The sequence below is a fragment of the Vibrio sp. AND4 genome (genome assembly GCF_000171815.1).
GTDB lineage: Bacteria > Pseudomonadota > Gammaproteobacteria > Enterobacterales > Vibrionaceae > Vibrio.
On the sequence record NZ_ABGR01000006.1, the window covers coordinates 1 to 16,779 of the forward strand.

The 16,779-nt window shown below is 45.1% G+C and carries 19 protein-coding genes; 4 read left to right on the forward strand and 15 right to left on the reverse strand.

The window, feature by feature from the left end; genetic code table 11:
• The coding region (locus AND4_RS08895) for an inosine/guanosine kinase (RefSeq protein WP_009842627.1) at window positions 1-636 on the reverse strand (636 nt) is incomplete at its 3' end.
• A gap of 116 nt (window positions 637-752) precedes the next feature.
• A complete protein-coding gene (locus AND4_RS08900; RefSeq protein ID WP_009842628.1) occupies window positions 753-1,022 on the reverse strand; it encodes a hypothetical protein in 270 nt (89 codons plus the stop codon).
• Window positions 1,023-1,262: 240 nt separating this feature from the next.
• Here AND4_RS08900 and mnmA point away from each other — a divergent pair, with 240 nt between their 5' ends.
• The 3 genes from mnmA (at window position 1,263) to purB (ending at window position 4,540) form a co-directional block, all read left to right on the forward strand.
• Complete coding sequence (mnmA, locus tag AND4_RS08905) at window positions 1,263-2,387, forward strand: tRNA 2-thiouridine(34) synthase MnmA (RefSeq protein ID WP_009842629.1); 1,125 nt, start codon at window positions 1,263-1,265, stop codon at window positions 2,385-2,387.
• A gap of 10 nt (window positions 2,388-2,397) precedes the next feature.
• Window positions 2,398-3,015, forward strand: a complete 618-nt coding sequence (gene hflD, locus AND4_RS08910) for a high frequency lysogenization protein HflD (RefSeq protein WP_009842630.1) — start codon at window positions 2,398-2,400, stop codon at window positions 3,013-3,015.
• A gap of 154 nt (window positions 3,016-3,169) precedes the next feature.
• Window positions 3,170-4,540: an adenylosuccinate lyase gene (purB, locus tag AND4_RS08915; RefSeq protein WP_009842631.1), complete on the forward strand. Its 1,371-nt coding sequence runs from the start codon at window positions 3,170-3,172 to the stop codon at window positions 4,538-4,540.
• 293 nt (window positions 4,541-4,833) lie between these two features.
• On the opposite strand, the gene AND4_RS08920 is transcribed toward purB, so the two are convergent.
• From AND4_RS08920 to htpX, 9 genes are all read right to left on the reverse strand, one after another.
• Complete coding sequence (locus tag AND4_RS08920; protein ID WP_043991592.1) at window positions 4,834-5,352, reverse strand: DUF3833 domain-containing protein; 519 nt, start codon at window positions 5,350-5,352, stop codon at window positions 4,834-4,836.
• A gap of 14 nt (window positions 5,353-5,366) precedes the next feature.
• Window positions 5,367-6,002 (reverse strand): chalcone isomerase family protein, encoded by a 636-nt coding sequence (locus AND4_RS08925; protein WP_009842633.1) that lies wholly within the window; start codon window positions 6,000-6,002, stop codon window positions 5,367-5,369.
• On the reverse strand, window positions 5,971-6,474 hold the full coding sequence (locus tag AND4_RS08930) for a DUF2878 domain-containing protein (RefSeq protein ID WP_009842634.1): 504 nt from the start codon (window positions 6,472-6,474) through the stop codon (window positions 5,971-5,973). Before AND4_RS08930 ends, AND4_RS08925 begins: the two co-directional genes overlap by 32 nt.
• Before the next feature lie 6 nt (window positions 6,475-6,480).
• On the reverse strand, window positions 6,481-7,737 hold the full coding sequence (locus tag AND4_RS08935; RefSeq protein WP_009842635.1) for a cyclopropane-fatty-acyl-phospholipid synthase family protein: 1,257 nt from the start codon (window positions 7,735-7,737) through the stop codon (window positions 6,481-6,483).
• Window positions 7,731-8,552: a DUF1365 family protein gene (locus AND4_RS08940; protein WP_043991584.1), complete on the reverse strand. Its 822-nt coding sequence runs from the start codon at window positions 8,550-8,552 to the stop codon at window positions 7,731-7,733. Before AND4_RS08940 ends, AND4_RS08935 begins: the two co-directional genes overlap by 7 nt.
• A 1-nt stretch (window position 8,553) precedes the next feature.
• Window positions 8,554-9,864 carry an NAD(P)/FAD-dependent oxidoreductase gene (locus AND4_RS08945; protein ID WP_009842637.1) on the reverse strand — a complete coding sequence of 437 codons (1,311 nt, stop codon included), beginning with the start codon at window positions 9,862-9,864 and terminating at the stop codon, window positions 8,554-8,556.
• Window positions 9,865-9,876: 12 nt separating this feature from the next.
• Complete coding sequence (locus AND4_RS08950; RefSeq protein ID WP_009842638.1) at window positions 9,877-10,602, reverse strand: SDR family oxidoreductase; 726 nt, start codon at window positions 10,600-10,602, stop codon at window positions 9,877-9,879.
• Entirely contained in the window at window positions 10,599-11,018 is a 420-nt protein-coding gene (locus AND4_RS08955; RefSeq protein ID WP_009842639.1) for a nuclear transport factor 2 family protein, read from the reverse strand. Before AND4_RS08955 ends, AND4_RS08950 begins: the two co-directional genes overlap by 4 nt.
• A 230-nt stretch (window positions 11,019-11,248) precedes the next feature.
• Complete coding sequence (gene htpX, locus AND4_RS08960; RefSeq protein WP_009842640.1) at window positions 11,249-12,121, reverse strand: protease HtpX; 873 nt, start codon at window positions 12,119-12,121, stop codon at window positions 11,249-11,251.
• A gap of 621 nt (window positions 12,122-12,742) precedes the next feature.
• On the opposite strand from htpX, the gene AND4_RS19910 reads away from it, so the two are divergent.
• Window positions 12,743-12,907: a hypothetical protein gene (locus tag AND4_RS19910; RefSeq protein WP_009842641.1), complete on the forward strand. Its 165-nt coding sequence runs from the start codon at window positions 12,743-12,745 to the stop codon at window positions 12,905-12,907.
• Between the two features lie 88 nt (window positions 12,908-12,995).
• Here AND4_RS19910 and bioD read toward each other — a convergent pair whose 3' ends face one another.
• Genes bioD through bioB form a run of 4 tightly spaced genes read right to left on the reverse strand, consistent with a single transcriptional unit; the run spans window position 12,996 to window position 16,672 of the window.
• Window positions 12,996-13,679, reverse strand: coding sequence for a dethiobiotin synthase (gene bioD, locus AND4_RS08965; RefSeq protein WP_009842642.1), 684 nt, complete (start codon window positions 13,677-13,679; stop codon window positions 12,996-12,998).
• Complete coding sequence (bioC, locus tag AND4_RS08970; protein ID WP_009842643.1) at window positions 13,676-14,482, reverse strand: malonyl-ACP O-methyltransferase BioC; 807 nt, start codon at window positions 14,480-14,482, stop codon at window positions 13,676-13,678. Before bioC ends, bioD begins: the two co-directional genes overlap by 4 nt.
• Window positions 14,482-15,633 (reverse strand): 8-amino-7-oxononanoate synthase, encoded by a 1,152-nt coding sequence (gene bioF / locus AND4_RS08975; protein ID WP_009842644.1) that lies wholly within the window; start codon window positions 15,631-15,633, stop codon window positions 14,482-14,484. Before bioF ends, bioC begins: the two co-directional genes overlap by 1 nt.
• The gene (gene bioB / locus AND4_RS08980; RefSeq protein ID WP_009842645.1) at window positions 15,620-16,672 is read right to left on the reverse strand and encodes a biotin synthase BioB; all 1,053 of its coding nucleotides are present in this window, start codon (window positions 16,670-16,672) and stop codon (window positions 15,620-15,622) included. Before bioB ends, bioF begins: the two co-directional genes overlap by 14 nt.
• Between the last annotated feature and the right edge of the window lie 107 nt (window positions 16,673-16,779).

Below are 16,779 nucleotides of genomic sequence, written 5' to 3' on the forward strand. Positions count from 1 at the left end.
CGCGCGTGCTGTTGCTCTCGGCATAGGGTCGCCTTCTTTACAACGAACCAAATAAGCGGTGATGACAAGAGCAGACGCACTCTTGAAGATTTTTTCAGGAATATTATCTGGACAAAGTTGGTTCATTTGACCTTCGCTGATTGCAAAAGTACGTTCACCATCCTCGGTAATAAGAGCAAAACAACGACCGATTGCACCATCAACACCTTGCAGGTAGTTAAGGTCCATACGGCTAGATGTATTACACAGGTAGCGGTATCCGTAACTGCCAATTTTAATATCCTGACTCATTACCCCGAGAAGCGTAGAACGATCATCAGCCAACACTGAGTAATTATGTAGTGTATTGCCGATTGTCCCTCCCGCATACTCATTCGTAATTAGGTTTTCTTCTTTTAACTGTTGGTAAAGTGCTTCCGCTGTCACATCATCGATTACCAATGAATGCCCTTTACTTAGACCATACTTTTCAATCACTTCCGTTGTCACTTTCGCTTCAATGTCAACCAGCGTTTGATCAATGCCGATGATGTGAGTGCGCGTCATCTTCTTGCTTTCTTGTGCTTGGCTCACTAATGGGTCGCGAGCGTGAACAGGAAAATAGTGCTTTGATTTACGTTGTCCGGGAAATTTCATATTGTTAGTCTGAGTGAGGGATGAAAAGGAGAGCGGATTCTATACCGCTGACAGTAAAGCAGCAATAAAAGCGATTATAGCAAACGTTTGCTGCCTGCTTTTTATTTTGTTGGCTTCTATTCGCCTTCCATGAAGCTTAAATCTGGCAGTTGTTCGAGGTGTTCGGTATAGCGTTTTAGATTGAACTCACCACCATTTTTCATTACGTCAAAAATCTCAATCGACATTGCACAAGCCATCATTGCAACCGCATCTTGACGCGGCGTACCTGTCATCATTAGTCGCATTAGGGTCTCTTTCACTTTTATCGGGTTACCATCTTCAAGCTGATTTTCAACAATTTCAATCAACTCAGCTTCTTGCATAAATTGGTTTTCTTCGGTCATTTGGCATTTCCTCTTGGATTTTTGCCAACTATGCCATATATACCTCCCTATACCAAAGTGACTTCAAGATCCCTTCTACAGAGCGAGGTTGCTTGAGTATATACTTATCGAATTCTCATACTCGGCTCAGAGACGGTTGAATTCTAATCAAAATCGAAGTGTGATTTCGGTCTCGGATCTGTCCCCGGTCGGTGGATTCTGGTAGAATCTGCGTCCTGTAAATTTTAGTGGTGTTTAGTAATGTCTGATAACAGCCAAAAGAAAGTCATCGTCGGTATGTCCGGCGGCGTTGATTCCTCTGTTTCTGCGTATCTTCTAAAGCAACAAGGCTATCAAGTAGAAGGCCTGTTCATGAAGAACTGGGAAGAAGATGACAACGAGGAATATTGTACAGCAGCAGAAGATCTTGCTGATGCTCAAGCAGTATGTGACAAGCTAGGCATTCACCTACACACCATCAACTTTGCTGCGGAATACTGGGATAACGTGTTTGAGTACTTCTTAGCTGAATACAAAGCAGGCCGTACACCTAACCCAGACATTCTTTGTAACAAAGAAATCAAGTTTAAAGCATTCTTAGAGTTTGCCGATGAAGTGCTTGATGCTGATTACATTGCAATGGGTCACTACGTGCGTCGCTCTTTCCCAGAGAACGGTAAAAAGCCACAGATGCTACGTGGCCTAGACAGCAACAAAGACCAGAGTTACTTCCTATACACATTAAGCAACGAGCAAATTGCACGTAGCCTATTCCCTGTCGGTAATTTAGAGAAGCCAGAAGTACGCCGCATCGCAGAAGAGCAAGATCTGATCACGGCGAAGAAGAAAGACTCTACGGGTATTTGTTTCATCGGTGAACGCAAGTTTACCGAGTTCCTGGGTCGCTACCTTCCAGCTCAACCAGGCAACATCGAAACCCCAGAAGGTGAAGTGATTGGTCAACACCAAGGTTTGATGTATCACACATTAGGTCAGCGTAAAGGTCTGCACATCGGCGGCCGAAAAGGCGGCGGTGGTAACGAAGACCCTTGGTTCGTCGGAGAAAAAGATCTAAAGCGCAATGTGTTGATTGCAGTTCAAGGTAAAGATCACCCTCTGCTAAAATCAGAAGGGTTACTTGCATCACAACTTCACTGGGTAGATCGTGAACCAATTCGCGATGTTATGAAGTGCACAGTGAAAACTCGTTACCGTCAGGAAGATATTCCTTGTACAATCGTTCCCATCGATGATGAAAACATTAAAGTGATCTTTGATGAACCACAAATTGCCGTAACGCCTGGACAATCAGCAGTGTTCTACGAAGGCGACGTATGCCTAGGTGGCGGCATCATCGAACAACGCATTAAATATTCTCAAGCTTAGGAGTCGTTACGTGGCGAATACACTTTATGACCGCACTATCGCTTTTGCAGGTATCTGCCAAGCTGTTGCTTTGGTTCAACAGGTAGCGAAAAACGGACATTGTGATCAAGATGCCTTTGAAACGTCAATAAACGCCATTTTGAATACTAGCCCAGCAAACACTCTTGGTGTTTTCGGCCGCGAAGCCGACCTTAAGCTGGGCCTTGAATATTTGGTGAAAGGGATTGATAGCACCCCCTCGGGAAGTGAAGTCACTCGCTACATCATCAGTCTAATGGCATTAGAGCGTAAGCTATCCGGTCGTAATGATGCAATGTCACAGCTTGGTGACCGCATCCAAATGGCTCAGCGTCAAACGGAACATTTTGAATTGCTGGATGATCAAATGATCAGTAACCTAGCAAGCATTTATTTGGATGTCGTCAGCCCAATTGGTCCTCGTATTCAAGTAACTGGTACTCCATCCGTACTGCAACAAACCTCTAACCAACACAAAGTTCGTGCTTTGCTGTTGTCAGGTATTCGTAGCACGGTACTTTGGCGTCAAGTTGGCGGTAAACGTCGCCACCTAATCTTCGGACGCAAAAAGATCGTAGAGCAAGCACAAATCCTGCTTGCTCGAATGTAATAAGGTATCTAGTGAGCAGCTCGCGTTTATCGCGAGCTCATTTTTTTTAGACCAAAACAAATCTCGCGCAAACGTTTGCGCAATATTCGTGACAATTGCCGCAGTTGTTGGTATAAAGCTCACGAAATTTAGAAACTCAATTCAGGAGAACATCATGGAACTGTCAGCATTGACTGCTGTTTCACCAGTAGACGGCCGTTACGGAAGCAAGACAATTGCGTTACGCGAAATTTTCAGTGAATACGGTCTACTCAAGTACCGTACTATCGTTGAAATCCGCTGGCTACAAAAGCTTGCTGCTACTGCTGAAATTGCAGAAGTGCCAGCGTTTAGCGCACAAGCAAACCAATTCCTAGACGACCTTGCTGCAAACTTCTCTGAACAAGATGCACGCCGTATCAAAGAGATCGAGCGTACAACTAACCACGACGTTAAAGCGGTTGAGTACTTCCTTAAAGAGAAAGTAGCAGACGTTCCTGAACTGCACGCAGTAAACGAGTTCTTCCACTTTGCATGTACTTCTGAAGACATCAACAACACGTCACACGCTCTGATGCTTAAAGAAGCGCGTGAAAACGTAATTCTTCCAGAAATCCGTAACCTAATTGATGCTATCAAAGCGCTAGCGGTGGAATACCGCGATATTCCTCTACTATCTCGTACACACGGCCAACCAGCTTCTCCATCTACTATGGGTAAAGAAATGGCAAACGTGGCGTACCGTATGGAGCGTCAATTCAAGCAAATCGAAAACGTTGAAATCCTAGCGAAAATCAACGGTGCAGTTGGTAACTACAACGCGCACCTTTCTGCTTACCCAGAACTAGATTGGCACAAGTTCTCTGAAGAGTTCATTACTGAGTCTCTAGGCGTGACTTGGAACCCTTACACAACTCAGATTGAACCACACGATTACATCGCTGAATTGTTCGATGCTATCGCTCGTTTCAACACGATCCTGATTGACTTCGACCGTGACGTTTGGGGTTACATTGCACTGGGCCACTTTAAGCAAAAAACCATTGCTGGTGAAATTGGCTCTTCAACCATGCCTCACAAAGTTAATCCAATCGACTTTGAAAACTCTGAAGGTAACCTAGGTCTTGCGAACGCAGTGTTCGGTCATCTGGCACAAAAGCTGCCTGTGTCTCGCTGGCAGCGCGACCTTACTGACTCAACGGTTCTTCGTAACCTTGGTGTTGGTGTTGGCTACGCAATCATCGCTTACACTTCGACGCTTAAAGGTATCAGCAAACTAGAAGTAAACCGCGAAGCGCTTCTAGCTGAACTAGACAAGAACTGGGAAGTACTAGCTGAGCCAGTACAAACAGTGATGCGTCGTTACGGCATCGAGAAGCCATACGAGAAGCTAAAAGAGCTAACTCGTGGTAAGCGTGTAGACGGCGAAGCAATGCGTAACTTCATCGACGGTTTAGAACTACCTGCACACGAGAAAGCACGTCTGAAAGAGATGACACCAGCAAATTACATCGGCCAAGCGATCGAGCTGACAGATAAGCTGTAAGAGAATCGAGAATCGAGAATCGAGAATCGAGAATCGAGAATCGAGAATCGAGAATCGGATAATTTTGAGGGTTGACGTGAAAGCGTCAACCCTTTCTTCGTTTAGAGTGAAAGGGATTCTCCCTATGGAACGCTAATCTTCAGGATAAGGGATAAGGGATAAGGGATAAGGCTCGGTTATAGCCATTCTAGATGCAACTGCAACACATCACATTCACCTTCCTTTCGCTAAACTTACCGCGCCTCAATCTCGACTCCTAAAGCGAAGCGCTCCCGCATCTCGTTTCTTTATTTCTATTGCTTCTGAAAAAACAGTGTAATCGTCCCTACCTCGACCCCAAACTTCTTGATTTTGGTAAGGTTAAACAGGTGCATCTCGTCTTGACGGTAAAGCCAGTCATCAAATGACACCTTGATGGTTGAATCATCCATTTTTAACTCAAAGTCGTACTGCCATTGCAACGCATTTCCTCTTTCTCTACCCGTAGCGACTCCGACAATGTCATCCGCTTTACCTCGATAAGTGCCATCTTCGAGCCTGGTAATAACCCATGTACGCTGATCGAGTTCACCATCATCAAAAACAAAGTCTTCCACCAAAGTTAGCTCATTACCTTTTACCGTGCCAACAATGTCAACTTGAAAGCGTCGAGTTTGTTTCTCGGTGTAATCCTGTACCATGCCCCATGCCTTAACATCACCCTTAAAGTAGCCAAAAAGATCAAATGAAGGCGTTGCCGATTGATAATTATCAATATCAGCAGAGCAAGCGCTGAGCAAAGTTGCCGCTGCAAGCAGTGATACCCTAAGAATACGTTTTACTATTTTCACTGCCTTACCTGCCCTATTAGTTTTGCACGAAGTTTAGGAAATTCTGTTTGTGGTGATAGCCATATGGAAAGAAACGCATCATTGAGTCGTTCGTCCTTCACATGTCCAACGATTTTTTGCGTCTCATTACTTATACCAGCTTGGCTGTAAATGAGTTGCCCGTTTTTACCATCAGTAAGGTAGGTGAGCTCATCCCCTTTTTTAATATCGGGGAACATGGTATCTAGCTCAGAGATCCATTGCTGGCGATAAGGCTCAGTGAAACCGAGCTTTTGCCACTGCTCATCTGTCACCTCTAGCAGTTGCTTTTTGCTGATATCACGTTGATAGTTGATTTCCAAAGCAAACGGGTGGGGAGAAACGTCAGCGGTAACCAGATACCGCCCTTCAGGTGCTTTAAGGCGCGATTTGTAAATATCAAAAATAAACCAAGTGAGTTGGGCTTCGCCGACCGTTTGCCATTGCTGCCAGTTGCTTGTGATTATTGTCCTGTTCGTGGTCATTGTCTGACTTGAACCCACCACATTTTGAGCTTGCAAAGGCATCGCACAAATCCCGAACACTACCATCACACCGTTTATCAGCATATTGCCAGTCAGCTTACGTTTCCAACTTCTCTTCAAGCTTTTCATTTCCGTACACCTTGAGTATCAAGAGCATCATTACGCACCATTCGACGAATAAGATCGCGAATGTAGTAACAACGCTAAATCCAAATTCAACGGCATGGAGTTTGTAGCCAGCAAAGTAGCTCGCGGTTCCTCCAATACCGCCTACTATTGATACGTAGGTTTTTGGGAAGCGGTACAAAATTGACTTGAGTTGATAGGCGTACCAAGCAAATAAAACCCATAAACAAACAAGCCATACCGGCAACCATAACGTTGGAAATACAAAGATAGAAAATAGCGTGTTGAGGGTATCTAATGCCAAGCCAAAGAATACTATGACAATGATGCACTTGAGAGCTTGAGCTTCAACCCTCCAGCAGTACACAAGGGTGAGTGACGTGAGCACTAAGGTTAGCCACTGCCACTGATAGGTGCCAAGCACTGCGGCAAACCAACAAAGTTGGAACCATGTCGAAGATAGAAACACTTTCATTGAAAACTACGAACGCTGAAACGTCATATGAACAGCACTGATAGTGCGAGCCAAAAATCCACCTTCACAGTAGCTCAGGTAGTAACGCCACATACGAACAAAACGATCATCGTAGCCGAACGAGCGCACTTCACTTTCTGCTTGGTTAAAACGATGATGCCATTCATTTAGCGTTTTAGCGTAATCCAATCCGATATCAAATAAATCTCGCGTTACCAAATCGCTATACTTGGTTGTTGCTTGAGTAAGCGAAGTGACCGAAGGTAAAAAACCTCCCGGGAAGATATACTTCTGAATAAAATCGACGTTGTTACTGTAGTAGTCATAACGCTGATCAGCAATGGTAATGGCCTGAATCGCCATCAAGCCACCTGACTTCAACAACGACTCACATACTCTAATGTACGAAGGCAGAAATTGTTTGCCCACCGCTTCGATCATCTCAATAGAGACCAGTTTGTCGTACGTCCCGGTTAGATTACGATAGTCCTCTTTAAGCAAAGTCACCTTGCCCTCCAAGCCACGTTCTTTTATTTTTCGTTCTGCGTAAGCATGTTGCTCTTCTGAAATCGTGGTCGTGGTAACGTGGCAACCGTAACGATCAGCCATGTAGATCGCCATTGCACCCCAGCCAGTACCGATTTCGATAACGCGATCGCTGGGCTTGAGTTCTAGTTGCTGACAAAGACGCTCCATTTTGTTGATTTGTGCCTGCTCTAATGAGTCGTCCTTTTTGTTGTACAATGCCGAAGAATACAGCATGTTGGTGTCAAGAAACGCTTGGTACAGATTGTTACCCAGATCGTAGTGCGCATGAATGTTCTTACGGGAATTTTCCTGCGAATTGCGGTTACTCCAATGGCTTACTTTATAAAGTAACCTCGTTAGCCAACTTCCCTGCTCTTCGAGTTTATCCAATGCACGCATGTTGAGCGCCATCAGCTTCATTAATGCTGTAAGATCTGGGCTATCCCACCAAGCGTCCATGTAAGCTTCGCCAGCGGCAATACTGCCACCTTGCAAAATACGAGAGTAAAAACCAGGGTGTTTGACCTCAATTGTCGCTGCAACAGGTTCGCCATTATATTCGCCATTCGGCGTGGAAAATCTCTCACTGCGCTCTGTCGTTTCTGTCTTGTAGCTCTCAATAATCGTTAAGCAGCCAATCTCCATCTTCTGCAGACATTGAAAAAGAACACCACGAGCCGCTTTTTGCGTTGTCGTTAATTCACGTGGCATTGCCATAGAAGTTGTGTTCAACATGCAGAGTTCTCCTTGTGCTTCTTGTTCTTTTCGTCTTTACTCACGTGCTCTGCTCCCTTTGCTTTTGGCTGAGTGTATTTGGGGTGTAAGTAAAAAGGTGCGCCCTTAATCCAAAGTTTTAGAGCATGCCAATAAATACCAACCATGGTTTTTACCGTTTGAATTGGTGTAACGATCAAGCACTTCACTAATGTACGACTTGTAAATGGATGCGCTTTCATCACCATCGTGGCATCGAAATGTTTTTCGATTTTGTGACATTCAAGGTGAATATTTAACTTGTCTGTCAGAGGCTTAAGCTTCCATTGGTAACGTTGGTCAATCGGATTGAAAGGTGACACATGAAATGCTTTGTCTTGCTCCCAACCAAAATTTTCATCCTGTTCATTTGCCGCTATCGCGTAATAATGGCGTTCGTTCCAAGGGGTATTGCTCACCTCTGCAAGTAGGTACTTCCAATCCCCCTCTTTATTATAAACGTAGTAGAAATTGACCGGACTGAAGTAGAGACCCAGGTAACGCAGGTGGCAGACGGCCATCACTTTTCCGCTCAAACGCACGCCAGTCAAGGCTTCCAATTTATCTTGAACGGCGGATTTAATGCACCCTGTCACACCGATGTAATCGCTACGCTTAAAGCGAGCCCAATGCCACCAGCGCGAACCAAAGCCCCAGACAGTTTTCTCCAGAACCTCAAGTTCATCGACATCAATGGATGGCATGAAAAGAGAATAGTGCAACTCATGCCTTACGGGTGTGAATCGGCGGTGGCGAACATTACCTATAAACAGCCGACTGTTTATCTGGCCACCCATATCAGGCCGCGCCTTGTTCAAGAGAGACTGAGGTTTGCTCGCGATACTTTTGTTCTAGCCCTTGAACAACATCAATAGCGCTACGAACGCCATCTTCATGGAAACCGTTATACCAATAAGCACCACAGAACCATGTACTTCGCTCACCTTGCACTTCGTCTTTTCGTTGCTGCGCTGCAATAGACTCCGTGGTAAAGACGGGATGATGATAAGTGAATGAACGTAAGATCTTGTTTGGGTTGATTTGCTCCGTACTGTTCAACGTCACGCAGAAAGTATGTTCAGACTGAACGTGCTGCAAGATGTTCATATTATAAGTCAAAGAAGGTAGACGCTGCTGCTCGTCTTTACTGCCCTCTAGCCGATAATTCCACGCTGCCCATGCCGCTTTGCGTTTTGGCAACAATCCAATATCCGTGTGCAACACGACTTCATTCGCCTGATACTCCATATCACCTAAAATGGATTGCTCTGTTACGCTTATGTCGCCAAGAATTCGCATTGCTTGGTCACTGTGACAAGCAAAAATCACATCATCAAACCAATTTGTCTCCCCGTGGACTTGAACACCAACCCCACTCTCTGTGCGTATGACTTTGTCTACCGGGCTGTTAAGGCGGATATTATCGGCAAAGCCCTTGGTCAATGGTTCAATATAAGAGCGCGAACCACCTTTAATCACATACCACTGTGGACGATTGGTGATGTCCAACAGGCCGTGATTGAGGAAGAACCTCAAAAAGAACATTAATGGGAACGCGCGCATGTCTGCCAATGTCGACGACCAGATCGCCGCTCCCATTGGCAATATGTAGTTATCGGTAAAAAACGTGCTGAAGTTATGCTCATCAAGAAACTCACCCAGCGTCTGTGAATCCGCCGAACTCTGCTTGGCGAAGCGCTTTGCAAGTTTATTAAAGCGAAGGATCTCTAATATAAACCGATAGAACTTCGGATTTACCCAGTTTCGTTTTTGAGCAAATAACGTTGAAACCGTATGGCCGTTGTACTCTAAGCCGTTACCGTCGTTCCTGACACTAAAGCTCATTTGAGTTGGCACACCTTCAACACCAATCTCGTTCATCAATTTAATGAAGTTGGGATAAGTGCGATCGTTGTATACGATAAAGCCAGTATCAATCGCATGCATTTTCACGTTTAAGCAAACGTCGACCGTCGCCGTATGCCCGCCAATGTAATCGTTCGCTTCGAACAACGTTACGTCATGTTCTTTATGCAAGTAATAGCCGCAAGTGAGACCAGAAATCCCGGAACCAACGATGGCGATTTTCTTTTTTCTTGCAATGTTCATGCTTCTTCCTTCTTATGAAATGAGTTTAGCGGTTAGCCGAGCTTGCCAACTGTAGGGAAGTAGCGAGATAAAACGCAAAATGCCTGTAAATCTCGCGGGGAAATAGATATAGCTTTTGTCTGCATCCAACTGTTTTCGGATTGCAGCAGAGGCCTGCTTAACCGAGACAATCATCGGCATATCAAACGTATTTTTGTCGGTAAGAGGTGTTTCTACAAAGCCTGGATAAACGGTTACGACCTTGATTCCTTTCTTTTTCAAATCGACCGCTAAAGTGCGTGCGAAATAACTCACTGCCGCTTTGGAGGCACCATAGGCCTCGGCTCGAGGCAGCGCAATTTCCGATGCAATTGACCCAACAATAACCACCCGATGGCTTGCTACAAAGTGTTGTTGACAAGCTTCAACGCAATTGGCGACTCCAACCACGTTAACATTCATGACACGCGCCATAAGTTTAGCGTCAACTAAACCATCATTCATGTATTCACAATCGCCAGCGTTGAAAATCCAGGTGTCAGGAACAAATGGCAGTGCCTTCAAGATTTGGAGGGTCTCATCGTAATTGGTCACATCAAAGCGTAAAGTTGAAACATTGCTAGAGAGAGAGCCAAGTTCCGATAAAACAGTCTCATTGCGCCCGCATGCAATGACTTTCCAATCTGCATTTACATAATCCAACACCAGCTGACGGCCAATACCCGATGTTGCGCCAGTCACGAGTACAGAGCCAGTCATTGCCCTAGCCTCTGTTTGATGGTTTTAACCACAGAACCAAGTAGCGGCAGGTTTTCATAAAGCATTTCCCCTAAGTCAAAGTAATCTCGATGATAAATAACCTGCCCATCACAGAACTTGAGATGGGAGACACCATTCACCGAAATCGGCGCACCTTTCTGGAGCTTTGGATGTTGTAAGTCCATTGTCCAAGTGAGAAAGCCGGTCTCACCTACTTGTTGGTGTTCATGAATGAAGAAATCACAACGAATGACATTGGTGTAAAGCGATTGAAAGTAATCAGATAACGCAGGCCAGCCCTCTAAACGATGAGCAGCATCTTCAAACACCACGTCTTGATGATAAACCCCTTCGAGCAAATACAAATTTGCTTTACTCAACTTTTGATAAATGTTGCCAACTGACTGAATATCCATTTTTTTGCTCCCATAACACTCCCAGGGTTGTACAAAATTTTTATATGTACAAGATAGACCAAACGAAAAAGTTGTACAAAAATAATTTTGTATAACTTTGTTGCTGTAATTTGATACGTGACGATATCCTGTAGCGATCAACGGATAAAAAAAAAGGCTTAGTAAAAAAACCAAGCCTTTTCAGGATATTAAATTTAGTTTCTGAACAATTATCCCAGCCTATTTACCCGCTAGTATTCTTGATTCCGAAGCGCTGAAATACGCTTATCTAAAGGTGGGTGGCTCATTAGAAGCTCTGTCATTGAACGCTTACCATTGATACCAAATGCCATCATTGTGCCGTCCAGTTGTGATTCGTGGCTCATTTTCAAACGCTCTAGTGCAGCAATCATCTTTTCTTTACCGACTAACTGAGCCGCACCAGCGTCAGCATGGAATTCACGATGACGGCTGTACCACATGGTTAAGAAGCTTGCTAGGAAGCCAAACACCAACTCCAACACCATAGACACACCGAAGTAGACCATCATATTAGAGCTTTGTTGACCATCCTCTCTGCTGTTAGAGGCTATGATGTTGGCAATGAAACGTGATAGGAAGATAACAAAGGTATTTACTACGCCTTGCATTAGCGTCATGGTGACCATATCACCGTTGGCGATGTGGCTAACTTCGTGCGCCAATACCGCCTCTGCTTCATCACGTGTCATGTTGTGTAGAAGACCAGTGGAAACGGCAACCAAAGAATCGTCACGCTTTGCACCTGTTGCAAATGCATTAATGTCCGCAGCATCGTAAATTGCTACCGTTGGCATACCAATACCCGCTTGTTGCGCTTGGCGCCCAACGGTTTCAAGTAGCCAGTGTTCAGTCTCGTTACGAGGGCTCTCTATTACCATACCGCCCACAGAGCGCAGTGCCATGCCTTTCGACATCATTAACGAAATAAACGCGCCACCGAAACCAAACACAGCGGCCATGACGAGTAAACCAGACAAACTGCCTGGCTGCATTCCAGTTACAGCGTAAACAATATTCAGAACAACACTAAGTACCAGTACAACGGCTAAGTTAGTTGCTAGGAATAACATAATTCGCTTCATTACTTTTCTCCGAGGAAGCTTATCGTTTTTTGAAAATGATTATTATATATACCCAAGTGACTTCAAGATGCAGGATTCAGAGCGTTGTCATTGATTCCCTGTTTACCGAAAGTAAGCAAGGAAAACAACGCAGTGTCAAAGCCTGCTCGTCGCAGGAATCTGTTCAATGACACGCTCCCGAAGGGCGAGTTGACTTGGCTTGCATACTTTGTTGTCGATTCTCGATTTAGACCCACTAGACCTTTAAATCGACGCCGCGTCTGCAAACCAAGTCATTCTCGCTGAACCAAGCATCTCGAGGTTACTTGGGTATAAAACAAGTCTTTCGAGTAACGGAACGCTGCGAAAGTTGGGTCGCACTCCGCCTTGAGCGCCGTTAAGTTATAGATATAGTCTATCCGCGATAAAAACAAGGTTAAGTAATAAATTGCAACATTTGTTTTCGAGGTAGAAATAGCGAAAAAAATTTTCACTCAAAATCAGAACGTTAAGATCAGTATAGACTTTGGTCTTATTGTGGGACTACCTGTGCATGTTAGATTCAGCACAGGCGAACAAAACAGGACGAGCTTTAAGGACAGTAAAGCAATTCCAAAATTCCATGTCTTGAGGGAAAAAATCATGGTAGAAACTAACAACTATCAAATGGCTATAGATTTACTTTGTTGTCACCTAGGTATCTCAGAGGAGGAGGCAAAACAACAACTTGGCATTTCAACTAATGCTCACATGGCAAAGCGCGTTGCAGAAACGCAACATGCCCTAATGGGGCTCAGTCAAGAGTAATAATCCAAAATCGCATATCGGGATTGGACACACAAGTAAATACAACAAGGGCTGCAATTTGCTGCCCTTTTTTGTTGTAGCCGCCCACCTACATGTTTAGCAATGGCTCAACATTAATATATTTTCCCAGCTCTTTACGCTTAGCACTTGGGATATATGGGATTTCACCGAGTTTTGGGGCACCTAAACGCTCTTCCAGCATATCGATAATTTCTGCATAGTGCTCAGTACCCGGGTTGACGCGATTGGCTATCCATCCGACGAGGTTCAAACCATCCGCTTTGATAACCTCTGCCGTTAGCAAAGCGTGACTCAAGCACCCCAACTTTATACCCACCACCATGACGACGGGAAGCTTTTCTTGCTGTACCCAAGTCGACAAACTGTCTTTATCAGAGGTAGGTACACGCCAGCCGCCAGCCCCCTCAACAAGAACAATGTCGGCTCTTTCTTTGTGCCGAGCCAATTTATCACTCAATACTTCGTATTTAATTTCAACATGCTCATGCTTGGCGGCAATATGAGGAGAAGTTGGTAACTCCAGCGCGTATGGATTCACATCATCATATGCGACATCCAATGTCGCCGCTTGCTGAAGATGCAATGCGTCCGAGTTACGCCATCCATCCGCCGTTTTATCACTTCCCGCCGCGACTGGTTTGTAACCAATGGTGTTTAAGCCTTTTGCACCGAGTGCTTGCAAAATCGCTTTCGACGCTACCGTTTTCCCTACATCAGTATCCGTACCAGCAATAAAAAATGCATTAATCATTTAACTATGACTCCAAAACAAACCTGATAACTTGCAGGCAGAAGACCTTGATCGTTTCTAAAGGCTTGATAAGCACACTCAACCTTTAATAAAGTGCGACGGCTCGAAAAACCGTGCGAGCGGCCATTTACGTAATTTGCACCAATGCCTTTGAGATCGCGCATGATAGAAAGCGCTGAATCGTACCAAACAGTGATGGGTGTCAAGTCTAGATGATGCTTTGGGCACCCAGATTGCGCCAACGCAATTTTTACCTGATTACGGGTAATAAAGTGATTTACATGTTGATTCGTATCAATTTTTGACCACGCTTCACGCAGTTCGTACAGTGAACCGTCAGTTAATGTCGAAAAACACACCGTACCATCTTTTTTTAAAACGCGCCGTACTTCTTTGAATGCACAACTTAAATCCACACACCATTGCAAAGCCAAACTTGAAAATACATAGTCGAAGCTTTCATCATCAAAAGGCAAGTTCTCGGCATCAGCCAATGTGTACTGCATTCGTTCCATACCGCAGCGCCGTTCCGCTTTATCCAGCATAGCTTGCGAGATATCACCGCAAACCACGTCTGCGCCACGTTGTTGGAGCAGTTGGGAGAAGTAGCCTGTACCACAGCCCAAGTCCAAGACACGAAGTCCTGTTAGGTTTTTAGGCAGTTTATCAAGCAAGCGATGCCCTACGTCACGCTGAAACGCCGCATGCTTGTCGTAGGTATCTGCTGCTTTACCAAACGAAGAGGCAATCGCGTGTTTGTTTTGGTTTAAGCTCTCAAATGCAATGTTCTGTGCATTATTCATTACAGCGCTCCTAGTGCTTGCTTCAAAGCGAGTGACAGCGTTTTGATTTGTTCGTTAGTGTGATTGGCAGTGAGCGTAATTCGAAGACGGGATGTCCCTTTCGCTACCGTCGGAGGGCGAATAGCCGTCACCCAAATGCCGTTCTGTCGACAAGCACTTGCGACTTGCAAAGCCAATTCAGATTGACCAAGCATAAACGGCTTTATCGAGGTTTGTGTTTCTACGAAGCCATCGAGATCACAGAGACTATTTCGATAAACTTCACTCAGTTCGGTAAGTTTTTCACGTCGCCAAGACTGCTCTTGAATCATAGAGACAGCATGCGTCAATGCGTAAGCTTGTGCAGGTGGTATCGCCGTAGAATACACATGATGGCGCGCAAACTGCGTTAAAAAATCACCCGTTGCATGGTCACATAAAATAGCTGCGCCAGACATACCGAAAGCTTTGCCAAAGGTAACGATCAGTAATTCAGGCTTAACCGCGGCCAACTCACAAGAGCCCCCACCGGATTGACCAAGGACGCCGATACCATGAGCGTCATCGACAGCTAACCAGGCATCGTGGCTTCGTGTGAGATCGGCAATATCACTGAGTGGTGCACAATCCCCGTCCATACTGAACACCCCTTCAGTCACGACTAAATGATTGTCTTCATTATTCATCAACGACTTGAGATGCTCGATATCATTGTGCTTGAAGCGCTTCATTTTAGCGGGTGATAGCGCCCCTGCTTCCATCAACGAGGCATGATTCAAACGATCTTGAATGAGTACGTCTGTTTTTTCTAACAAGGTGAACAACAGAGCTTGATTGGCACTGAATCCAGAACCAAACAAAATCGCCCGTTCGTAACCCAGCCATTCGGTCAGTGCCGCTTCCAAATTACTATGAGCGGCACTAAAACCGGTGACCATAGGTGAGGCGCCACTGCCGCTACCGTATACGCTCAAGCCTTGCTGCCAAGCACGAACAAGCGCTTGGTCATTGGCCAAGCCCAAATAATCGTTACTTGAGAAATTTATATAGCGTTTTCCGTTGCATTCCAAAATCGATTGATTGCCAGAAAACACCACATTCATCGAGCGACTTAACCCTTGTACTTTACGATTGGCAAGAGCAGACTCGATACGAGATTTAAACGCTGGCATCGTAGAAAAGGTCGTTTTTTGTTGGACGTGCAGCAACGCGCTCCACGACGCGATCCAACAACTCGTTTTCTTCGATTTCGTCAGGTTTTTGAGACACCTCTTGGCTGTTTATACCAAGTTTATTAAACAGCATCATGTCCTTGTCTTCAGAGGGGTTTGGTGTCGTCAAAAGTTTGCATCCATAAAAAACGGAGTTTGCGCCCGCCATAAAGCACAGCGTTTGCATTTGTTCGTTCATATTTTCACGGCCAGCAGATAAACGAACCGCTGAGCGAGGCATCATAATTCGCGCAATCGCAATCAAGCGAATGAAATCGAATGGCTCAACATCGTCCACCTCTTCCAGTGGTGTGCCTTTCACCTTAACCAGCATGTTGATTGGCACGCTTTCAGGGTGTACTGGCAAGTTAGCTAATTCGACAAACAAGCCCGCTCGGTCATTGGCACTTTCACCCATGCCGATAATACCGCCAGAGCAGATTTTCATGCCAGCATCACGAACGTGAGACAGAGTATCTAAACGGTCTTGATAGGTGCGTGTAGTAATGATGTTACCGTAAAATTCAGGTGACGTATCAAGGTTGTGGTTGTAGTAATCCAGACCTGCAGTTGCCAGTTGCGTGGCTTGCTCTGGCGTTAACATGCCTAACGTCATACACGTTTCTAACCCCATGTCTTTCACGCCTTTGATCATGTCGGTCAAGTGCGGCATATCACGCTCTTTAGGGTTCTTCCAAGCAGCCCCCATACAGAATCGAGTAGAACCCGCGTTTTTCGCTTTTTGCGCAGCGTCGAGTACACGTTCTACTTCCATCAGACGCTCTTTTTCGATGTCTGTGGTGTAACGAGCACTCTGAGGACAGTACTTACAATCTTCTGGACAAGCACCCGTCTTAATCGACAGAAGTGTGCTTACTTGAACATGGTTGGGCTGTTGATATTGACGATGAACAAGCTGTGCTTCGAATAGCAGATCCATGAACGGTTTTTCCATGAGACCGCGTACTTCAGCATGCGTCCAGTTATGACGAACTTCCACGTGTATTCCTTTAGTCACTTTTTTGTTGTGTTGACAGTCTACTGAGTCTCGATAAACTGTCAACACAACACAAAACAACAAAGTTTACATCTGTTTATTTTTCAACC

Excerpts from the sequence above, each read along its gene's own strand:
- AND4_RS08900 (WP_009842628.1), bottom strand. The coding sequence starts at position 1,022 with ATGACCGAAGAAAACCAATTTATGCAAGAAGCTGAGTTGATTGAAATT.
- mnmA (WP_009842629.1), top strand. The coding sequence starts at position 1,263 with ATGTCTGATAACAGCCAAAAGAAAGTCATCGTCGGTATGTCCGGCGGC.
- purB (WP_009842631.1), top strand. The coding sequence starts at position 3,170 with ATGGAACTGTCAGCATTGACTGCTGTTTCACCAGTAGACGGCCGTTAC.
- AND4_RS08925 (WP_009842633.1), bottom strand. The coding sequence starts at position 6,002 with ATGAAAAGCTTGAAGAGAAGTTGGAAACGTAAGCTGACTGGCAATATG.
- AND4_RS08930 (WP_009842634.1), bottom strand. The coding sequence starts at position 6,474 with ATGAAAGTGTTTCTATCTTCGACATGGTTCCAACTTTGTTGGTTTGCC.
- AND4_RS08935 (WP_009842635.1), bottom strand. The coding sequence starts at position 7,737 with ATGTTGAACACAACTTCTATGGCAATGCCACGTGAATTAACGACAACG.
- AND4_RS08940 (WP_043991584.1), bottom strand. The coding sequence starts at position 8,552 with ATGGGTGGCCAGATAAACAGTCGGCTGTTTATAGGTAATGTTCGCCAC.
- AND4_RS08945 (WP_009842637.1), bottom strand. The coding sequence starts at position 9,864 with ATGAACATTGCAAGAAAAAAGAAAATCGCCATCGTTGGTTCCGGGATT.
- AND4_RS08950 (WP_009842638.1), bottom strand. The coding sequence starts at position 10,602 with ATGACTGGCTCTGTACTCGTGACTGGCGCAACATCGGGTATTGGCCGT.
- AND4_RS08955 (WP_009842639.1), bottom strand. The coding sequence starts at position 11,018 with ATGGATATTCAGTCAGTTGGCAACATTTATCAAAAGTTGAGTAAAGCA.
- htpX (WP_009842640.1), bottom strand. The coding sequence starts at position 12,121 with ATGAAGCGAATTATGTTATTCCTAGCAACTAACTTAGCCGTTGTACTG.
- AND4_RS19910 (WP_009842641.1), top strand. The coding sequence starts at position 12,743 with ATGGTAGAAACTAACAACTATCAAATGGCTATAGATTTACTTTGTTGT.
- bioD (WP_009842642.1), bottom strand. The coding sequence starts at position 13,679 with ATGATTAATGCATTTTTTATTGCTGGTACGGATACTGATGTAGGGAAA.
- bioC (WP_009842643.1), bottom strand. The coding sequence starts at position 14,482 with ATGAATAATGCACAGAACATTGCATTTGAGAGCTTAAACCAAAACAAA.
- bioF (WP_009842644.1), bottom strand. The coding sequence starts at position 15,633 with ATGCCAGCGTTTAAATCTCGTATCGAGTCTGCTCTTGCCAATCGTAAA.